Source organism: Dinoroseobacter sp. S76 (assembly GCF_049801095.1).
GTDB lineage: Bacteria > Pseudomonadota > Alphaproteobacteria > Rhodobacterales > Rhodobacteraceae > Dinoroseobacter.
Map to the genome: position 1 here is coordinate 392772 of NZ_JBNAGH010000001.1, position 19263 is coordinate 412034.

The window sequence follows — 19263 nt, forward strand, 5'->3', positions numbered from 1 at the left end:
GGATTGGCGGGAAAGGTCAAGCCGCTCCGTCACCGCCATCGGCGGTCAGGGGGCGCAGCTCGACCCGCGCGCCGTAGTGGCTCTGCCCGACCGAGAAGGGAAAGGTCGTGAGCGCCGCCTCGGGCAGGACCGCGCTGGCGTCTGTCAGGGCGTTGAGCCCGGGCCAGCCATCACGGATCCAGACCACGCCCGCCGGAATGCGCGGCGTCACCTTGGCTTCGGCCACGAAGGCCCCGCGGGCATTGTGCATCTCGACCTCCGCCCCATCGGCGATCCCTCGGGCCTCTGCATCCGCAGGCGCAATCCAGAGCGCCGGGGCGGCCTCGCGCGCCGCCAGTGTCGGCAAGGCCCGGGCGTGATCGAAGAAGGAATGGAAATGCGCAAAGGTCCGGCCATGGGCGAGGATGAGCCCTGCCTCCTCCGAGGTGTCGGGCGCTTCGGGCAGGGCGGGCAGCCCCATCTGGGCCGCCCTGTTCGAGACGAACTCGATCTTGCCCGAGGGCGTCGTGAAGGCCTTGGTCGGGTACGCCACATGGGAGACCTTGAGCGCCGCGCGCCCGCCCCCCGCGCGCAGGCTCTCGACCGTGGCATGGCCCGTGGCCGGGTGGTCGAGCACGGCATTCACAGCCGCCTCCTGATCCGGCCAGGGATAGGCATCCGCAACACCGAGGCGCTCCGCCAGCCCGATATAGATCTCATGCACCGGGCGCGCCGCCCCCGCCGCGGGCAGGATCCGGTCGCAGAGATGAACATGGGTGTTGGTGGATTTCGCCCCGATCTCCTCCAGCCAGATCGTGCTCGGAAGCACGATATCGGCGGCCTCGCGGATCGTCTGGTTGGGAAAGATGTCATGGGCGATGACCAGCTCCGCCTTGGCCAACGCGGCCTTGGTGCGCGCGGTATCGGGAAAAGACGACAGCAGGTTCGAACCAAGGGTGAAGAGCACCTTCACCGCGCCGCTCTCCAGCGCCTCTAGGATCGCTTCCATCTGGTTCGGCACGTAGCGCCCGGGCGGGCGCCGATCAGCTGCCGAGATGTCGACGAACCCCACCCCGTGGCTGCGCCCCCCGTGGCGCGGGCCGATCCCTCCGCCGGGGCGTCCGAAATTGCCGGTCAGCGCCGGAAGGCAGCCGATGGCCCGAGCGGCCTGCCAAGTGTTCTCTCCCTTATGGACCGAGGAGCCGCCGAGTACGATCATCGCCGCGGGGCTGGCCGCATAGCGGCGCGCAAGCGCTGCGATCTGCGCGCCTGGGAGGCCAGTCTGCACCGCCGCCCAATCCGGAGTCTTGTCCGCCAGATGGTCGGAAAGCTCCGCGAACCCCACCGTGTGCTCAGCCACAAAGGCTTGGTCCCACAGCCCTTCGGCCAGGATCACCTGCATCATCGCCAGTGCCAGCGCAGTATCCGTCCCGGGCCGCAGCAGCAGAACCTCATCGGCCAGCGCCGAGGCCTCGGTCCGGCGCACATCGATCACCACAACCCGGGCGCCGCGCCGCTTGGCGATCTCCACATGGCGCAGCGTATTGGCCTGACTGACCGTATTCGCCCCCCAGAGGATCACCATCTCGGACTGCGCGCTCAGATCTTCCTTGGTCGAGGTCTCGATCGCGCCGGTCAGGCCCAGCCCGAACGCCCCGAGCCCCCAGCAGATCATCGCAGGGTTCCAGACCTGGCAGCCATAGAGGTTCGCGAAGCGGTCCATCTGCGCGCGTTTCAGGCCAAAGGCATAGTCATTGCCCCAATTGCCATGGCCCTGCCAGAACCCGACCGCCTCCCGTCCAACCGCTTGCATATGCCCGGCGATCCGGTCGAGGGCAGCGTCCCAACTCGTAACCTCCCACGCCTCGGAGCCGCGACGGGCCCGCGTCACGGGCTGCAGCAGGCGGCGGGAATTGCCAACGATCTCATGGGCAGCCTTGCCGCGCATGCAGAGAAAGCCTTCGCTATCGGGGTTGGTGACATCCCCGGTGATCGCGACCGCCCCGCCGTCATCCAGCGTCACCTCCATACCGCAGAGGGTCGGATGGCAGTTCATCGGGCACATGGTCCGAACGGTCTTGGGCATCTCGCGCACTCCGCCTGTCTGGGTCGGACCAGTCTATGCATGGGCGGGAGGGTCTGGCCAGTCCGCGCGAGAGCCCGGCGCATGTGGTCCTGCGCGCAGAGCCGCTGTGCTCACGAAAGTGGCAAACGCCGATCAGATCCGGGGGGTGCTATGGGCGACGAGGGCCGATTGGCCGATCCCGGTCACCAGGGTCTGTTGGGTCCAGTACCAGCGACGGGTGGTCCATGTCCCTTCCAGAAGGATCGCGTCCCCGCGCACCGTGCCGTACCAGACCACCGTATGCGGCGCGTCTTCGCAGAGGGTCGTGGTGGTAAAGTGCACCACATCCTCTTCGAGCCAGGTCTGGTACTCCGTCCAGCCGAAATCGCAATAGACCTGCGCGCGCGCGGACTGGAACCGCCCTTCGAAGAAACGCAGCGTGTCGTGGATCACCTCGCCGGTTTCCTCGATCGTGTCCTTTGTGGCAAAGATGCGTCCGTCCAGCGCGCCACTCGCCTCCCAGGGGAGCGCGGGCACGGTCAGGTCCGGCAGGTCTTCGTTCATCACGCTGACGGTCCCGGCCCCGGTGCCGAGCACAATGAACGCGACCCCCGCGGTCTTGAGGAAATCCGACATGGAACGCCCCTATTCTCTGGACCGCGCAGGCAGCCGATACAGGCATAGGTTGCATCGCGGATCCTTAAGAAACCCTAGTATGGTTTTCAGGTTTTCGCACGAAAATTCGCGCAAACCGCGAGCGGATTGCACCAAATACACCCAAACTTGACTGAGATCAGGCTGTCGCCCCGGCTCGCGCCACATAAGCGCGCAACATATGCGCATCAAAGAGCGGCATGGCCACCACATCGCCCCCGATCTCGCTGGTCACGGGCGACAGGTAGCGCACGCCAGGCGCTGCGGTCTGGCAGCCGGGGCCAACACGAATCCCCTTCGTCGTCGGGCAGAGCGTGATCATCCCCTGACGCAGCATGTCCTCGGACAGCGGGTCAAAGCGCGAGTTCGGCCCGGCCCCGGCGCAGTTCACCACAAAGCCGGTTTCATGGCGCTGCTCCTGCCCTTCGGGGTCGCGCAGGATCACCGTGGCGCCCGCCTCCCCCGGCTCAATCGCTGTGACCATGGCCTGGATCACCCTGGCCCGACCGGCTTCGACAAACTGGTGCATATCGGCGATCGTGTCCCGCGTGCCTCCACGCAGCCAAAGCCGCAACTTGCCCGGCACCTGCCGCGCCTCCTCGGGGTCGGTCACATAGCCCGAGAGCGGGTTTTCGAGGAAATGCGCGCGAAAGCCCGCGCGGATCTCGCGCATCTCGTCGCCCTCGGCCTTGGCGCGCGCAATCTCGGCGGCCACCTCGGCGAGGAAGGTCGCGGCCGTCATATGTCCCTGGGTCAGGCGCGGTTCCGTCAGCTTGCGCGGCAAGCGCGGCACCAGCGGCTCCGGGATCTCGCCATCGGGCGCGCAGGCGACAAAGCGCAGATCCTCCGCATCGCGCAGGCTCTGGCAGAGACGCAGCACGTCGAGCATCGCGGCATTGCCCCCGATGCAAAAGATCTCGGCCCCGCGCTGAATATGGGTCGCGATCCGCGCCTCATGCCCGAAGACCGAGGGCGCGCTGAAGGCGCTGTCATCCCCCGCAAAGCGCATGGTCGACGGGCCGCCCGGCGCCACATCGAGCCCGCTGGCCACGATCTCCCGTCCGGCCTCGGTGCGCAGGGTGATGCCCTTGCCGCTGACCTCCAGCGAGACCGCCTGATCCTCGAGCAGGTCCACCTCCACGCCGCGCGCCTTGAGCCGCGCAATCGCGGCTTCGGTCCGCTCCTCCATGAAATCGCCATAGAATTCCCGGGGTGCGTTGACGCCATAGAGATCCCCGGTCGCGATCAGGGGCTGCGCCGCCCCCAGCCAATCGGGCGCGCGCCCGGCCATGGTCTCGGTGATCTGGTCCCAGCGCGCCGCCAGCCATTTCGCGAAGTCCGGGTCGATATCGTCGGCGGGCGAGTTCAGAAGATAGGCATAGCGCCAGGGCGTCCCCACCTCCCCCTTGGCATAGGCCAGACCGCGCCCAAGCTCCGCCGCCCGCTGTCCCAGCACGATCACCCGTTGTCCCGGTTCCGGTGCGCAAATCTCCAGAAAGGCCAGCGCCGTAATTCCATCACCAACGATTACATGGGGTCGCTCTTGGGGCAGCACGCGGATCACTTTCTCAGATTTCGGGGTCTCCGACCTGTAGTACCGCGCACCCCTTCCGGTCAACTCGACGCCGCGCCGCTGGTGCGCCGTGCCGCAGTGTTGCGGCGGGCCAGCTCCAGCGGCGCGGACGCCCCCCTCACCCGGGAAAGAGCCGGATATCCGCGATCTCTGCCCCTTTGGCCGGGGTCAGGGTCAGCGCGACCGGCGTTTTGGACCCGAAATGCGCGAGGCTGCCGAACACGCTGTGGGAGCGCATCTCGACCGGCACCGCCCGACGCCGCCGGAGCGAGAGTTTGCCCTTGGAGCCATCATCGAAGCGCAGCTCGAGCCGCATGTTTTGGTCCTTGAGCCCGCGCGTGACGACCTCGATCCCGGCAGAGGCACCACCCGTGAGAGGGATCTCGATGCGCTGGCCGGGCGCTGCTGCCACGGGAATGGCTTGGCCACGGGCGTCCTGCGCCTCCAGCGCACCGAGAAGCTGGCGCAGGAAGGACGTGGAGTTGAAGCTCTCGGTATAGGGCAACTCCCAGACGACCAGCGCGTGATCGTGCCGATCCAGCGCTCCGGAGAGGACATAGGCCTCGATCGCGCCGATGGGCCCGCCGCCAGAGACCGAGAAGTTCTCGACCTCTGCGTCAAAAGCCCGGGAGAGCGCATCGCCAAACCGGTAGTCGTCGGATTTGTTGCGGTTGGAAAAACTGCTGCCCAGAAGGGCAATCGACGGGCCCTCCGCCGCGCTGTCCAACAGCCCGAGCGATGACGGTCGCGCCAGATCATAGAGGGGGGCTGTCTCGGCCCCCGGCTCCTCCGCGCAAGCCTTTCGCAGGATCTCGGCGAGGGAGCCGTCCTCCTCCAACCCCGTGCCCGGGGCCTCGATCAGCTCAAAGGGGGCCGCCTTTGGAAAGAGAGACGGGGTCGTCTGCGCCGTCAGTGCTGCGAGGGCGCTGGCGCTCGCCGCCGCACCCATGGGCGTCCAATGGGTGTCGCGTCGGAAATAGAACCCCTCTCGCAACGTGGGATCGCCCAGCGCCAGCGCCTGCAGATCGGGCACGATGGCGCCGGTCGCGCTCAACTCGGCGATGAGCTTCGAGAAGGACGCCTCTGCCGCCGCCAGATCGTAGCGCGCGTCCCCCATGGCCCCATCGAGCCGGGCCTGGCCCGCCACGACCGGTCGCGGTGGGGCGATGAGGATCGCCAGCGCCACATCGCGCGAGGCGAAGGCTCGGGCGATCTCGGTCACCAGGGTCGCGGCGCTGGTTTTCATGTCGTAGCGGTCCTTCAGCTGGTCTTGCGTGAACATCCAGCCGCTCTGCCGGTCACTGTGGATCGGCGCGACCTTGGCGTAGCGTTTGGGCAGGCTCTCGGCCTCGAGCAGCGCCGGGCAATAGGGCTCGGCAAGCGCCAGCGGGGCGGCGAGCAAGGCGGCGGTTCCGATAAGGGATGCGAGTTTCATGGCTTGGGGCTCCTTGAGGTGAGGTAACGCTCCGGGATCTCCCAGAGGACAAGGGCTGGCAGGGCGTCGAGCCCGTCCAGCTCGGCGAGAAAGGCGTCCATGGGCGCGAAGGGGCCCTGCCCAACGGCGCTGGCATTGATCAGATCGGCCTGGAGCGCCTGCTGCAGGAACCCCGCGAAATGGAAGTCGGGCTTGGCCGAGAAGCTCGTGCCAACCAGCGCCACGGGGATCTCTGCGGCGCCAAAGAGGCCGCCCGCGCTGGCCACTTCTGTCTCGTAGGTCGCGATCTGTTCCGGGTGCGGGCCGAGATGGGGCCGGAAGGCGCCGGTCGGCACGAAGCCCGCGAGATCGCCATCGAAGGCCCGGGTCCCGGTGGCCCTCGTGGTGACCTTACGGGGGCTCAGCGTGAACGGGTCCAGGGCGGTGGCGATAGCCTCGGCGGCACGGCGCGCGCCCTCGGGGCTCCAATGGGTGTCCGTGCGCAGAAAGGCGCGATCATCGCTCAAGGCAGGGCGCAGGTCGATCACGGGCAATCCTGCCGCCTCGACCGTTTCCAGCGCCCGACCGTAGCGCGCCGCGAACCCGGCGGAGCGGCCCCGCGGCAGGAGGTGTTCCTGCATCCGCGCCTTGTCCGGCACGATCACCGGGGCGAGCTGAATGCCGCGCGCGTCAAGCTCAGCCGCCACCCGCGCAAGCTCCGCCGCGAGATCACGCGGCGCCTTGGGCTCAGTGAACTCCTCAGCGGTGAAAAGCCAGCCGCCCTCGCCCGCCACAGCGCCCTGGGCTGGTTCGCGCAAGAGTTGCCAGCGCAGCGCAGCCCAAAGTTCCACCGCACCAGTCTGGGTCGGCAGCGCCGCCTCAAACCGGGCCTCAAACCCGCGTTGATAGCTGCCATCGGCCCAGCCCCGGAGCGGCGTGCCCGCGTCGACGCGCAGCAAGGCCGCGACCGACAGGGCGGCCAACCCGCCGACCAAAGCGAGGGGGATCAGGGGGTCGGATTTCGGGTCCATCTCAGGCCTCCTCAGAACTGGAAATAGAGAAAGGGGCTTTCGGTCCGGGCCTGCACCACTACGCAGCACAGGAAGGACAAAAGCGCCGGTTGCAGCCGCTGCGCGAGCGCCGGGGCGCGCAGTGTGCCCCGTGGCAGCACCGAGAGCGCGCCGCCAAGCAGGAGGCAGAGCGCCTCGGTCGGGGCGGTCAGCGTGATCAATTCGGGCCGCATGGCGAGCCCGTTCATGCCGAACATTCCGCCATACATTGACAGGGCCGCGCCAAGGCTCTCGGCCCGAAACACCACCCAGCCGAGGATCACGAAACCCATGGTCAGGGGCCAGGCGAGCAGACCTGGCCAGACGGTCTCGCGCGTCTTGGCACCCAGCGCACGCTCCAGAGCCATCAAGCCGCCATGCCAGATCCCCCAAACCACGAAGGTCCAGTTCGCCCCGTGCCAGATCCCGCCCAGCACCATGGTCAAAAGCAGGTTGCGATAGGTCTTGAGCGCCCCGCCCCGATTGCCGCCCAGCGGCACATAGAGGTAGTCCCGCAACCAGCGCGACAGGCTGATATGCCAGCGCCGCCAGAACTCGGTGATCGAGCGGCTGGTATAGGGCGCATCGAAGTTTTCCGGAAAGCGGAACCCGATCATCAGGCCAAGCCCAATGGCCATGGCCGAATAGCCCGCGAAATCAAAGAGCAGCTGGATGGAATAAGCGACCGCACCCAGCCAGGCTTCGGCAGCCGTCGGATCCGGAAGCGCAAAGATCCGGTCCGCCAACGGGGCGACACTGTCAGCAATCAGGAGCTTCATGGCCACGCCCTCGATGAAGCGCCGCATGCCCCGGGCGAAGATCGCCAGGGAATGTGTCCGCGCCTCGAACTGATGGGCGAGGTCCTTGTAGCGCAGGACCGGCCCCGCGATGAGCTGCGGAAAGAGCGAGGAGAAGGCGAGGAAATCCACCAGTTTGCGGGCGGGCGGGGCATCGCCCCGGGCGACATCGATGACATAGCTGATCGACTGGAAGGCCAGAAACGAGAGGCCAATGGGCAGGATGATCTCCGGCACGGTGAGCGCGTCACCACCCAAAGCCGTGTTGAGGTTGCCCAGAATGAAGGTCGTGTATTTGAACCAGCCCAACACCGCGAGGTTGACCCCGACCCCGATCCGCACAGCCCAGATCCGGACCCTGTCGCCCGAGGTGCTGGCGGCGACGCGCCCGGCGAGATAACTCGCCCCGGCGATGCCGTAGAGCACGATCAGCGCATCCGCCCGCCACCAGGCGTAGAACAGGGTCGAGGCCAGCAGGATCAGCCAGTTCCGCGCGCGCTTCGGCACGAGGTAATAGGCCGCCAGAAAAACTGGCAGAAACCCGAAAAGGAAGATGGGGGTGGAGAAGACCATGGTCTCACTCCGCCAGGGTGGGGCCAAAGCGATTGGCAATCAGCTCCGCCCCCTCGGCGCGGGCCACAAAGGTCAGGTTCTGGCCGCGGCGCAGGCGGACCTCGAACTGACCCAGCGCAGCGCCATCCGCGGTAACCACGGTGAGCGCGACCGCCACCGGGTTCACGGCGCGCGCGGCAGCCGTCCCGGTGGCGGTCTCTCCCACCACGACCATGTCCTGTCCGGCAACTTCGAGCCGTACGGGCGCCTCGGCCAGGTTCACCAGGGTGAGTTGCACCTTGGTGCGGTCCGGGCGCGCGGGTTCCTCGATCACCACGAGCGTACCCTCGGCATCCCGCGCGGCGGTGTAGTAGACCCCGGCCTGCGCGCCCTCGGTCGCCGCTGCGGAGACCGGGTGAAACACGTCCCCCTCCGCGCCCAGGGCGGCAATGCCATAGATCTCGGGCGCGAGGCCCGGCTCAATCCAGCGCAGGAAGGCCGCATCCTCGGGCGGAGGCGCGTCATAGAGCGTGTTATCCGCTGCTTGGAGCGCGCCTGCGCCGGCGAGACAGATGCCAAGGGCAATGAATTTGGGAAGGGATCGAACTGGCATAACGGGCTCCTCTGTTGGTGCAGAGATACCCCAATGCGAAGGCGCGCAGGCTGTGCAAAAGTATAGCTGCAGCTCTCGGAGGGCTACGCCCCTGCCCCTTGGAACACATCAGCTCAACGCATTGACGTACATAGAAAAACCGCCCGGGAGCTTCCTCCCGAGCGGTCCGGTTCAGCAGGGCTCTGCCCCTGATCAGGCGGCGGCCTGGATCGCTTCCGTCAGCTCGGCCACGCGCGCCTGCAAGAGCTCGGGACAATCCAGCGTCTCGACATTCAGGCGCAGCAGCGGTTCGGTGTTCGAGGCCCGCAGATTGAAGCGCCAATCGCCGAACTCCATGCTCACCCCGTCGAGCCCATCCACGGTCTCGGCGGCGGGGGCGTAGCGCTGCTTCAAGCGCGCGGTCACCTCCTCGGTGCTCTCAACACGGAAGTTGATCTCGCCCGAGGACGGGTGACGCTGCCGCATCTCGGCCACGAGGCTCGAAAACGGTGTCTTGGCGCGGCTCAGCCGCTCCAGCATCAAAAGCCACGGGATCATCCCGCTGTCGCAATACATGAAGTCGCGAAAGTAGTGATGGGCCGACATCTCGCCGCCATAGAGCGCCTTGCTCGCCCGCATCTTGTCCTTCACGAGCACATGACCGGTCTTGGACATGATCGCCTGCCCGCCACATTCGGAAACGATGCGCTGGGTGTTCCAGACCACGCGCGGGTCGTAAACGATATTGGCCGCCGGGCGCGCCTCCAAAACCGCTTGGGCGAGCAGGCCCACCACGAACTCCCCGGGGATGAACCCGCCTGCCTCGTCAAAGAAGAAGCAGCGGTCGAAATCGCCATCCCAGGCAACGCCGAGATCCGCGCCATGGGCTTTCACGGCCTCCGCCGTGACCGGTTGGTTCTCGGGCAGGAGCGGGTTCGGAATGCCATTGGGAAAGCGCGCATCGGGGGTGTGGTGCAAGCGGGTCACCTTGATCTGTGCGCCGCGCGCCGTCAGGTGGCCAAGGATCGCGTCAAAGGTCGGTCCGGCACAGCCATTGCCCGGATTGGCCACCAGATGGATCGGCCCGATCGCGGCCGGATCCACGAAGGAGCAGACCCGCGCCACATAGGCTTCGCGGGCCGAGACCATCTCGTGTTGCCCGCGCCGCGCAGCTGGCGCCGCGAAGGCATGGGTTGCCGCGCGCGCCTCGATCGCGCGGAAGGCCACGTCACTCAGGGGCTGCGCGCCCGCGCCGACCATCTTGACCCCGTTATAGTCGATCGGGTTGTGGGAGGCGGTGACCATCACCCCGGCATCCGCGCCGAAATGATCGGTGGCGAAATAGACCTCTTCCGTGCCGCAGAGCGCGATATCCTTCACATCCGCACCCGCATCCCGCAGCCCCTCGACCAGCGCGGCCAGCAGCACGGGAGAGCTGTCACGGATATCGCGCCCCACCACCACCGAGCGCGCCGCGAGGGTTTCGGCCAGGGCGCGGCCAATCCGATAGGCAATATCGGCATCCAGGTTGTCGCCCACACGGCCGCGGACATCATAGGCTTTGAAACAGGTCAGGGTACGCATCGCTCACACTCCAATTTGAAACTGCCCTTGGGATAAACAGCCAAGCCGCGCTCTGAGAAGCCTTTTTGCGCCGCGCTATACCCATGCCTCCCGACTATACTTTCGAGACGTCGCCCTACCCCTCCGCACCCGCACAGCCGTGCCCGGGACTGGTAGATCAAGGCAAGTTCCCAGTTGCCGAGGCTTAGTTCCGTGAAAATCCGCCACGAAAGACCCATGTCCGACCTGTCCTTTCAGGTCCGCGCGCCGCTCGGGCTCGAGCTGGCGACCGGGGACAGTGTGACCGTGACGGAATGGTCCCTGAGCAGCCTGACCTTTCCGACCGAGACCGATGTGCTGCCGAGCCAGGGCATTCTGTCGATCCCGTTCCAGGGGGTCGATATCCGCTTCCCCGTCCGGTTTCAGCCCGGCTCCGGCCCGCGGGAGCTTGTCTTTGACGGGCTGACCGGGCGCCAGCGCGAGACCTTGTCGGTGTTCTATCGCTCGATCCTGTCGGGTCGGATGGCCAGCACAGAGGAGGTGATCACCAGTCTCGACACCCCCGTCGATCTCGTCCCCATGGAGGAGACCGAGGAGGAAAAAACGGTTGCCACGGCGGGCAAGACCCCGCGCAGCCTGCGGGTGGTCTGGAACCTGCTGGTCTATTGCCTGATTGGCGTGGTGGTCTTCGGCCTCTTGGGGCAGCAGATCTGGTCGCGGCTCAGCACCATTCCCGTCGGTCAGGCCCGCGTTGTGGCCGAGCTGGTCGAGCATCGCGCCCCCACCGGAGCCTATGTGGACGAGATCCGCGTCGTGCCCGGCGAAGCGGTGACCCAGGGACAGACCCTCGTGGTGCTGTCGAGCCCGGGCCATGGCGGCACCCTGACCGAGATCCGCACGGATCTGCGCAGGGCCGAGGCCGATGCGCGGCAGACCCGCAAGGCCCTCGCGCTCCATATGGAGGGGCTCGCCGATGCGCGCCGCCCGCTCGAGCTCGCGCTGGGGACAGCCATCGCCGCGCGGCGGCCCGCAGACTTCCTCGGCAACCATTCCCTGCAGGAGGTGCGCCGGACCCAGCAGGCACTCGCCCTGTTTGATGCCGAGATTTCTCAGCGCGCGGATGATTTCCATGCGCGGCGCGAGTATCTCGAAGACATGCTGCGCGACCAGAAGGACGATATCGCCCAGCTCAAGCGCGCGTTGAGCTCCGAAAAGGACATTGGCGGCGCGGCGGATATCGTGGCGTTGGCCGATGGGATCGTCGCCGAGATCCCCGCCTTTGAGGATCAGTTTTTGTCTCGCGGCGATCTGGCCCTCACGCTTGAGGAAGCCGGGCCGCGTCGCGTGATCGGCTGGCTCGATGAGGGCATGGCCGCTGCCGTCTATCCCGGCATGACCGCCAACCTGACCGCGATCAGCGGCGGGCAAACCCGCCAGATCGCGGGCGTGGTCGAGGATGTGGTCGCCATGGCGAACCCGGACCGCGCGGGCAGCTTTGGCCTGCGGGTCTCGGTCCTGCCGGCCGAGTGGGTGATGCGCGACGCGCCCGAGCTTTTGCGGCCCGACGCGCCCATGGAGCTCAAGCTCGCGCGCCGCCCTGCCTGGATCACCCAAGTGATGGAGCTGATCGATGTACGCTCCTGAGAATGAATACGCCTTCGACAAGGACCTGACCCAGCGCCTGCGCGGGTTCCAAGGCCCGCCGAAACGGGGCCTGGCGAAGTGGAGCTGGCGGCAGCTCTTTGCGCTGGCGGTTGGGATGACCGGCCTGATCTATCTGGTGGTCAGCACTCAGAACCGGTTCTTTCAGCCCGACGTGCTGCATGTGACCTTCGTGATCGGGGCTTTGGGCAGCTGGCGGTTCGGCTGGTGGTTCACCCATGCGGTGCGCGCCGAGATCTATCGCCGGGTGAAATGGCCCCGCATGCGCGCCAAGGCCGATGCGGTCTGGCAATCGGGCTGGCGGCCCCGGCGGCTGCATATCCAGATGACCACCTATTACGAGGAACCGGCGATCACCAAGCGCGTCATCGGCTCGATCCTTGGCCAGATCAAGCGCGAAGGGATCCCCACGACGCTCTATATCGGCACGGGCTCCGCCTATGACGAGCTGATCATCCGCGCCTTTGTCGAGACCCACGCCCAGGACATCCCCGATGACCTCGCCGAGCTTGTTTTCATCCGCCAGAACCAGCCGGGCAAGCGCATGGCCATTGGCCTCATCCTGCGGGCGATCAACCGCAACGGGGTGGATCCGGATGATCTGGTGATCTTCATGGATGGCGATGCGCTCTATGGGCAGGACGTCATGGAGAAGACCCTGTCGATGTTCGGCGCCGATCCCGAGCTGCAGGCCCTGACCACCGATGAGGAGGTCATCTGCTACGGCCCGAAATGGATCGCGAACTGGCTCGACATGCGCTTTGCCCAGCGCCGCCTGGCCATGCAGAGCCACGCCATGTCCGACAAGGTGCTGACCCTGACCGGACGGATGAGCGTCTTTCGCGCCCAGCACATGCTGAGCGAGCGCTTCATCCGCACGATCGAGGCGGATCATCTGGACCACTGGCTCTGGGGTCGGTTCCGGTTTCTGTCCGGGGACGACAAGTCGACCTGGTACCACATGCTGACCTGCGGCTCGAAGATGACCTATGTGCCGGACGCCACTGTCTACACGATCGAAGTGATCAAGGAGAACGGGCTGGAGCGGATGATCCAGAACTTCCGCCGATGGTCCGGGAACATGCTGCGCAACGGGACCCGCGCCATCGCGCTCGGGCCGCGTCAGGTGAAGCCCTTCATCTGGTGGTGCATTGTGGATCAGCGGATCGCCATGTGGACCATGATGGTGAGCCCGACCCTGGCGATCCTCGCGGCCTTCGTCGACCCGATGTACCTGGTGAGCGCGCTCATCTGGGTCATCTTCAGCCGGGTCGTGCTGTGCCTCTTCCTCTTTCGCTACAGCCGGACCGTGGATCTGAGCTGGCCGTTCATCCTCTACTTCAATCAGGTGATCAACGCCTCGGTGAAGATCTTCATGATCTTCCACCTCTCCAAGCAGAAATGGTCCAATCGCGGCAATCAGAGCGCGGGCGGAGGCGGTGGCACCCTGGCCCGGATGCAGAACTGGACGGCCAAGGCCCAGCTCGTGATCGCCGTGGCCACCTTCGTCTCGGGGCTTGCGATCTATATCGGCGCCCTGCCCGCCCCGAGCTGGTTTTGACCGCTCCGCAGGCGACCTCAGCCCCCCCGCGCCCGGCCTATCCCAAAGGATAGGACAATTCTCGAAAGGGCGCGGGTTTGATCCTCTCGGACAGACGATTTTGCCGGTCCGTCCCGGCATGTTCATCCCAAGAGATCAAGCAAAGGAGTATTCGTAATGATCATCCCCGTTATCCTCGCTGGTGGCTCCGGTACCCGTCTTTGGCCTGCGTCGCGCAAGAGCTACCCCAAGCAGTTCACCGAACTGGTGGGGGCGCAGAGCCTGTTTCAGAACACCGTGACCCGCCTTCAGGGGGCGTCCTTTGCCGCTCCCACGATCATCACCGGCAACGATTTCCGCTTCATCACCGCTGAGCAGCTGGATGATGCGGGCATCGAGGGCGCCTCGATCCTGCTCGAGCCCATGGGCCGCAACACCGCCCCGGCCATCCTCGCCGCCGCCCTGCGCCACGAGGCAACGCCCGAAGCAGTCCTGCTGGTCTCGCCCTCCGATCATCAGATCGCCGACACCGAGGCCTTCCTTGAGGCCGTCGCCGCTGGCGAGGCCGCGGCCCGGGACGGACATCTCGTGACCTTCGGGATCAAGCCCACCGCACCCGAGACCGGCTATGGCTATCTGGAGCTCACCGGCGCCCCGGAACTGGGCAAGCCGCAGGAGCTGAAATCCTTCGTCGAGAAGCCGAAGAAGGCCGTGGCCCAGCAACTGCTCAAGGATGGCCGCCACATGTGGAATGCCGGGATCTTCATGTTCAAGGTCCGCACGATCATCGAGGCCTTCGAAGTGCTCGCCCCGCGCCTCGTGATGCCGGTCCGCGCAGCCATGGCGGCAGGCAAGGACGATCTGTGCTTCTTCCGCCTCGGCGAGCAGGCCTACGCCCGCTGCGAGGACATCTCGATCGACTACGCAATCATGGAGGCCGCCGAGGCCCTGCAGGTGATCCCGGTCTCCTGCGGCTGGACCGATCTCGGCTCCTGGCGCTCGGTGCATGGTGCTTCGGATCAGGACGCGGCGGGCAACACGGTCGAGGGCGACGCCCTGCAGATCGACTGCAAGAACACGCTGCTGAAATCCAACACCACCGATACCAAACTCGTGGGGCTGGGGCTCGAAAACATCGCCGCGATTGCCACCGATGACGCGATCCTCGTGGCCAATCTCGACGACAGCGAGCGCGTCAAGGAGGTCGTGGCCGAGCTCAAGATCCAGGACGCACCGCAGGCCGAAGGCTTCCGCCGCTGCCACCGCCCCTGGGGCTACTACGAGACCCTGTCCCTGGGCGAACGCTACCAGGTCAAGCGGATCATGGTGAAACCCGGCGCGGCCCTCAGCCTGCAGAGCCATTTCCACCGGGCCGAGCACTGGGTCGTGGTCGAAGGCAGCGCCCATGTGACCGTGGATACCGACGTCTCCCTCGTGAGCGAGAACCAGTCGGTCTACATCCCGCTCGGCGCCGTTCACCGGCTCGAGAACCGCGGCAAGGTCCCCCTCAACCTGATCGAGGTCCAGTCCGGCGCCTATCTCGGCGAGGACGATATTATTCGCTACGAGGACGTTTACGCACGCGCCCCCGAGCAACAAGTCGCCTGACCCCACTCACGGAAATCAGGCTTGGCCCGCGCTACCGGATTGCCGGTATCGCGGGCCTTTTTTATGGGCAAATCCCATCCGCGCGCCCCTCCTATCCGAAAGAACAGCCGCGCGATGCTTTTGCGGAAAGATCTAGTCTTTCAGTTAAAATACTTCGCGAATTCAGCGGGTTAAAACCTCATCAACGGTAACAAGAGTTTACGTGAAAGGTTTTCACCATGCTGGACATCGCATCTTTCGACTTCGCCCGCGCCGGGTTTGAGGCCGCCCTTCCCGTCACGGCCAAACTGGCCATCTCCGTCGTCGGGTTGGGCTATGTGGGCGCGGTTTCCACCGCGTGCCTGTCGAGCCTGGGCCACAAGGTCGTGGGCGTGGATATCGACGCGGCCAAGGTCGCCGACATCGCCGCAGGCCGCTCGCCGATCCACGAAAAGGATCTGGGCAAGCTGCTGGATGAAGGGGTTCAGAACGGGCTCGTCTCTGCCACCGAAGACCTGGCCGAGGCGGTGTTCGGAACCGATGTGACCTTTGTCTCCGTGGGCACGCCCACCGCGCCGGATGGTGGGTGCGACTACCGCTTCATCGAAGCCGCCGCACGCACCATGGCCGCAGGGCTCGCGCGGAAATCAGAGTTCCATGTCTTTGTCATGCGCTGCTCGATTCCGCCGGGAACCACCATGAAGGTGATGACCCCGATCCTCGAAGAGGTGTCTGGCAAGCGGCTCGGCGTCGATTTCGGCGTGGCCTTCAACCCCGAGTTCCTGCGCGAAGGCGTGGCCGTCGCAGATTTCTACGCCCCGCCCAAGACGGTGATTGGTGCTACCTGCGCCCGCACTGCCGAGATGCTGCGCGAGATCTACGCCCCCGTGGATGAACGCCCGATCCTGACCTCCATCGAGACCGCCGAGATGGTCAAATACGTGGACAATGTCTGGCACGCGACCAAGGTCTGCTTTGCCAATGAGGTCGGCCGGCTCGCCAAGTCCCAGGGCGTGGACAGCCACGCGGTCATGGATGTGTTCTGCCAGGACACCAAGCTGAACCTGTCGCCCTATTACCTCAAGCCCGGCTTTGCCTATGGCGGCTCCTGCCTGCCCAAGGAAGTCCGCGCGGTGGCCCATATCGCCAAATCCGCTGGGGTCTCCCTGCCGATGATCGAAAATCTCGGCACTTCTAACCGCGAACAGATCGAGAGCGCTGTGCGCATGGCCCGCGAGACCAGGGCCCGCCGCGTCGGGATCCTCGGACTGGCCTTCAAGCCGGGCACGGATGACCTGCGCGAGAGCCCGATCCTGGAGGTGATTGCCGCCCTGCGCGAAGAGGGGATCGAGATCGTGGTGCATGATCCGGCCATCACAAGGGACACCGCGATCGAAAGCCAGCTGGGCTATGTCAAGCACGGCAGCCCCGGCCTCGCCGCCCTTGCAGGCGAGCTGCGCGACTTCCTCGTGGCCCGTCCCGAGGATGTGGCCGCACAGGCCGACGCCCTGATCGTGACCCAGGCCAACCCGCACTACGCCCAGATCGCCGAGGACGCGGCGACCCGGGCCCAGACCCCTGTCATCGACGTTGTACGCCTCTTTGAGGAGTGCCCGAATACCAATGCTTATCAAGGCATTGGCTGGTGAAACTGTGATTGTGAGAGAGAGGAAACATCATGCCAGACACAACCCTGAATGACCGCACCCAGATCCTGGGAACCGGTCAGACCGAAACCCTGCTCGGGACCTCCCAAGCGGATGAAATTCTCGCCCTCGCCGGGGATGACGTGATCGAAAGCGCCGGTGGCGCGGATGTGGTCTATGGCGATTTCATCGGGGAGAACCTGCTCGAAGGCACGGACACCGCCACCAGCTTTGCCCAATATGGCGAGAACGGCGCCTGGACGGTCCGCGACGAAGGCAATGGCCATTCCAGCATGAGCCAGTCCGTCGACACTCTCGCCGGTGCGACCTACGAGATCAGCTTCGAGCTTGCCGCAAACTACGGGGCCAATGTGCTTAGCGGCGCGGTCGAGGTTCTGTGGAACGGAGAGGTGATCAGCACCTTTGACACCAACAGCGCTGTGTTCCAGGATCAGATGGTCGCGTTTCAGGGCACTGGCGGCCCGGGGGAGCTGACCTTCCGGTCGGTCGAATCCACCGTATCAAGCGGCCCTGAGATCCTGACCGATCTGCCGGTCTTCTACTACGAAACCGACAAGGAAATCGGCGACGACACCGTCACGGTCAAATCCATCGCCGAGGGTCAGTCGCACATCTATCAGGTGCTCAACGGCAAGCTGCACATCTTTGATCCGGTGAGCGAAACCTACACCCCTGCCGGGGCCGAGGCGACCGTCGTGGTCAATGCCATCGGCTTTAACCAGCAGGACAATCTGATCTACGGGATCGCGGTCAAACCGGGCGTGGATGCGCTTGGCAACGCGGTCGCCGAGGCGGATCTGATGATGTATGACGCCTCTGGTGCTGCCTATCGGATTGGCTCGACCCCCTATCGCAGCTGGACCGCCGACATCGATGATGACGGCAACCTCTGGGCCTTTCATTCGAGCATGGACCGCGTGACGCGGATCGATCTCGACCAGCTTGATGCGGATGGCAACCCGGTCACCGAAACCTACAAGTTCCCCAAGGAGATGATCACCGACAAGGTTTGGGATGTGGGCTTTGATGCGGCCACGAACACCTTCTACGGCATCGTCAAACCCGAGGTCGCCGGGGAAGCTGCGAAGCTTTTCCAGATCGACATCTCGCAGGTCGAAAGCGGCGGTGAGCCGATCTTCTCGACCACGCCGATCAGCGGCACGATGATCGATGGCGAAATGCTGGACGGGGTGCCTGCGATCACCTTTGGCGCCTTTGTCGTCGATGGCGATGGCAACCTCTATGCCGGTGGCAATAGCGGCGACCATGACATGGACAGCAGTACCAATTCCTCGGGCGGGATCTATCAGGTTCTGACAGATGCCGAGACCGGCGAGGTCACGCTGGAGCTGGTTTCCGACGCGCCCAAGGCGAGCTCCAATGACGGGGCTGTGGATCCGCGCACCATGGATCCCTTCGCCGACAAGGACCAATATGCCCAGGTGCTGATCCGCTCGCCCGAAGTGGTCGAGACCCCGGATGACGCCACCTCTTACGACGATCAGATCCATTCCGGCGCCGATGCCGACACCGTCTATGGTGGCTATGGCGAAGACATGATTGTCGGCGCGGGGCGCGGCGACACCCTGAGCGGCGGGGCCGAAAACGATGCCATCTATGGCGGCGCGGGTCCGAACAGCACCTCGACCACGGTCTCGACCTATGACGCGGACGGCGTGCGCTATGACGCGGATGGCAACATCCTGCCCGAGGATGACGACACGCTCCATGGCGGCGAAGGAGACGACTATCTCAGCGGCTCGGCCGGTCACGACAAGCTCCATGGCGGGATCGGAAATGACACGCTGGATGGCGGCACCGGGTTCGACCAGCTCTTCGGCGACGCGGGCGATGACATCCTGAATGGCGGCAGCGATCAGGACACGCTCTGGGGCGGCGATGGTGCCGACACGCTGAATGGCGGCTCCGGTCACGACACGCTCTATGGCGAGCTCGGACAGGACGTGCTGGTCGGCGGCAGCGGGGATGACAGCCTCTCTGGCGGCGCCGACAAGGATGACCTCAAGGGCGGATCCGGCGCGGATATCCTCCATGGGGATGCCGGCGACGACAAGCTCGATGGCGGCACTGGGGATGACCAGATCTTTGGCGGCGACGGGGTCGACTACATCAAGGGCGGCTCCGGCAATGACCTGATGGTCGGCGGCGCGGGCAAGGACAAGCTTTCCGGCTATGTGGGCGATGATGTGCTCGATGGCGGCGCGGGCGCGGACCGGCTCTATCTCGGTGCCGGGGCGGATATCGCCACGGGCGGCTCCGGAAGCGACCGGTTCATCTTCCGCGAAGATGACCTCGATGGCAGCCAGGATCAGATCACCGATTTCCGCAATGCGGACGGGGAATCCGATCGGCTGGATCTGCGGTCATTGGAGCTGCTCTCCGATGCCATGACCGAGGATCTCTGGATCGCGACCTATGTGGCGCAGGAGCAAGATAACAGCGTCTCGGTGGATCTGGGCGGCTGCACGATCAGCTTCGATGCCCGGGACGGAGGGCCGTCCGACGCGCTCTATCTCGAGATCTGCGACGGCATCCTGTTCTGATCGCA

Annotated in this window: 13 protein-coding genes; 5 read left to right on the forward strand and 8 right to left on the reverse strand. The window is 65.5% G+C overall.

Going from position 1 to position 19263, the window contains the following annotated elements; all coding sequences use genetic code 11:
* Positions 1–16: 16 nt before the first annotated feature.
* The 8 genes from ACP153_RS01865 to ACP153_RS01900 all read right to left on the reverse strand — a co-directional run bounded on the left by ACP153_RS01865 (position 17) and on the right by ACP153_RS01900 (position 10259).
* Positions 17–2065: a molybdopterin-containing oxidoreductase family protein gene (locus ACP153_RS01865; RefSeq protein WP_424969274.1), complete on the reverse strand. Its 2049-nt coding sequence runs from the start codon at positions 2063–2065 to the stop codon at positions 17–19.
* Between the two features lie 132 nt (positions 2066–2197).
* A complete protein-coding gene (locus ACP153_RS01870) occupies positions 2198–2680 on the reverse strand; it encodes a hypothetical protein (protein WP_424969275.1) in 483 nt (160 codons plus the stop codon).
* A 157-nt stretch (positions 2681–2837) separates the two neighbouring features.
* A complete protein-coding gene (locus tag ACP153_RS01875; RefSeq protein ID WP_424969276.1) occupies positions 2838–4253 on the reverse strand; it encodes an FAD/NAD(P)-binding protein in 1416 nt (471 codons plus the stop codon).
* A 136-nt stretch (positions 4254–4389) separates the two neighbouring features.
* On the reverse strand, positions 4390–5706 hold the full coding sequence (locus ACP153_RS01880) for an alginate O-acetyltransferase AlgX-related protein (RefSeq protein WP_424969277.1): 1317 nt from the start codon (positions 5704–5706) through the stop codon (positions 4390–4392).
* Entirely contained in the window at positions 5703–6716 is a 1014-nt protein-coding gene (locus tag ACP153_RS01885) for an alginate O-acetyltransferase AlgX-related protein (RefSeq protein WP_424969278.1), read from the reverse strand. The genes ACP153_RS01880 and ACP153_RS01885 overlap by 4 nt, the downstream gene beginning before the upstream one ends.
* An 11-nt stretch (positions 6717–6727) precedes the next feature.
* Positions 6728–8104 carry an MBOAT family O-acyltransferase gene (locus tag ACP153_RS01890; RefSeq protein ID WP_424969279.1) on the reverse strand — a complete coding sequence of 459 codons (1377 nt, stop codon included), beginning with the start codon at positions 8102–8104 and terminating at the stop codon, positions 6728–6730.
* Positions 8105–8108: 4 nt separating this feature from the next.
* Entirely contained in the window at positions 8109–8696 is a 588-nt protein-coding gene (locus tag ACP153_RS01895; protein ID WP_424969280.1) for an alginate O-acetyltransferase AlgF, read from the reverse strand.
* A 192-nt stretch (positions 8697–8888) separates the two neighbouring features.
* Positions 8889–10259, reverse strand: coding sequence for a phosphomannomutase (locus tag ACP153_RS01900; protein WP_424969281.1), 1371 nt, complete (start codon positions 10257–10259; stop codon positions 8889–8891).
* A gap of 216 nt (positions 10260–10475) precedes the next feature.
* On the opposite strand from ACP153_RS01900, the gene ACP153_RS01905 reads away from it, so the two are divergent.
* The 5 genes from ACP153_RS01905 (at position 10476) to ACP153_RS01925 (ending at position 19258) form a co-directional block, all read left to right on the forward strand.
* A complete protein-coding gene (locus tag ACP153_RS01905) occupies positions 10476–11882 on the forward strand; it encodes an HlyD family secretion protein (RefSeq protein WP_424969282.1) in 1407 nt (468 codons plus the stop codon).
* Positions 11869–13461, forward strand: coding sequence for a glycosyltransferase (locus tag ACP153_RS01910; protein WP_424969283.1), 1593 nt, complete (start codon positions 11869–11871; stop codon positions 13459–13461). Before ACP153_RS01905 ends, ACP153_RS01910 begins: the two co-directional genes overlap by 14 nt.
* A gap of 156 nt (positions 13462–13617) precedes the next feature.
* Positions 13618–15048 (forward strand): mannose-1-phosphate guanylyltransferase/mannose-6-phosphate isomerase, encoded by a 1431-nt coding sequence (locus tag ACP153_RS01915; RefSeq protein WP_424969284.1) that lies wholly within the window; start codon positions 13618–13620, stop codon positions 15046–15048.
* A 218-nt stretch (positions 15049–15266) separates the two neighbouring features.
* Positions 15267–16676: a nucleotide sugar dehydrogenase gene (locus ACP153_RS01920; protein WP_424969285.1), complete on the forward strand. Its 1410-nt coding sequence runs from the start codon at positions 15267–15269 to the stop codon at positions 16674–16676.
* 29 nt (positions 16677–16705) lie between these two features.
* Positions 16706–19258: a DUF6923 family protein gene (locus ACP153_RS01925; RefSeq protein WP_424969286.1), complete on the forward strand. Its 2553-nt coding sequence runs from the start codon at positions 16706–16708 to the stop codon at positions 19256–19258.
* Positions 19259–19263 lie beyond the last annotated feature (5 nt).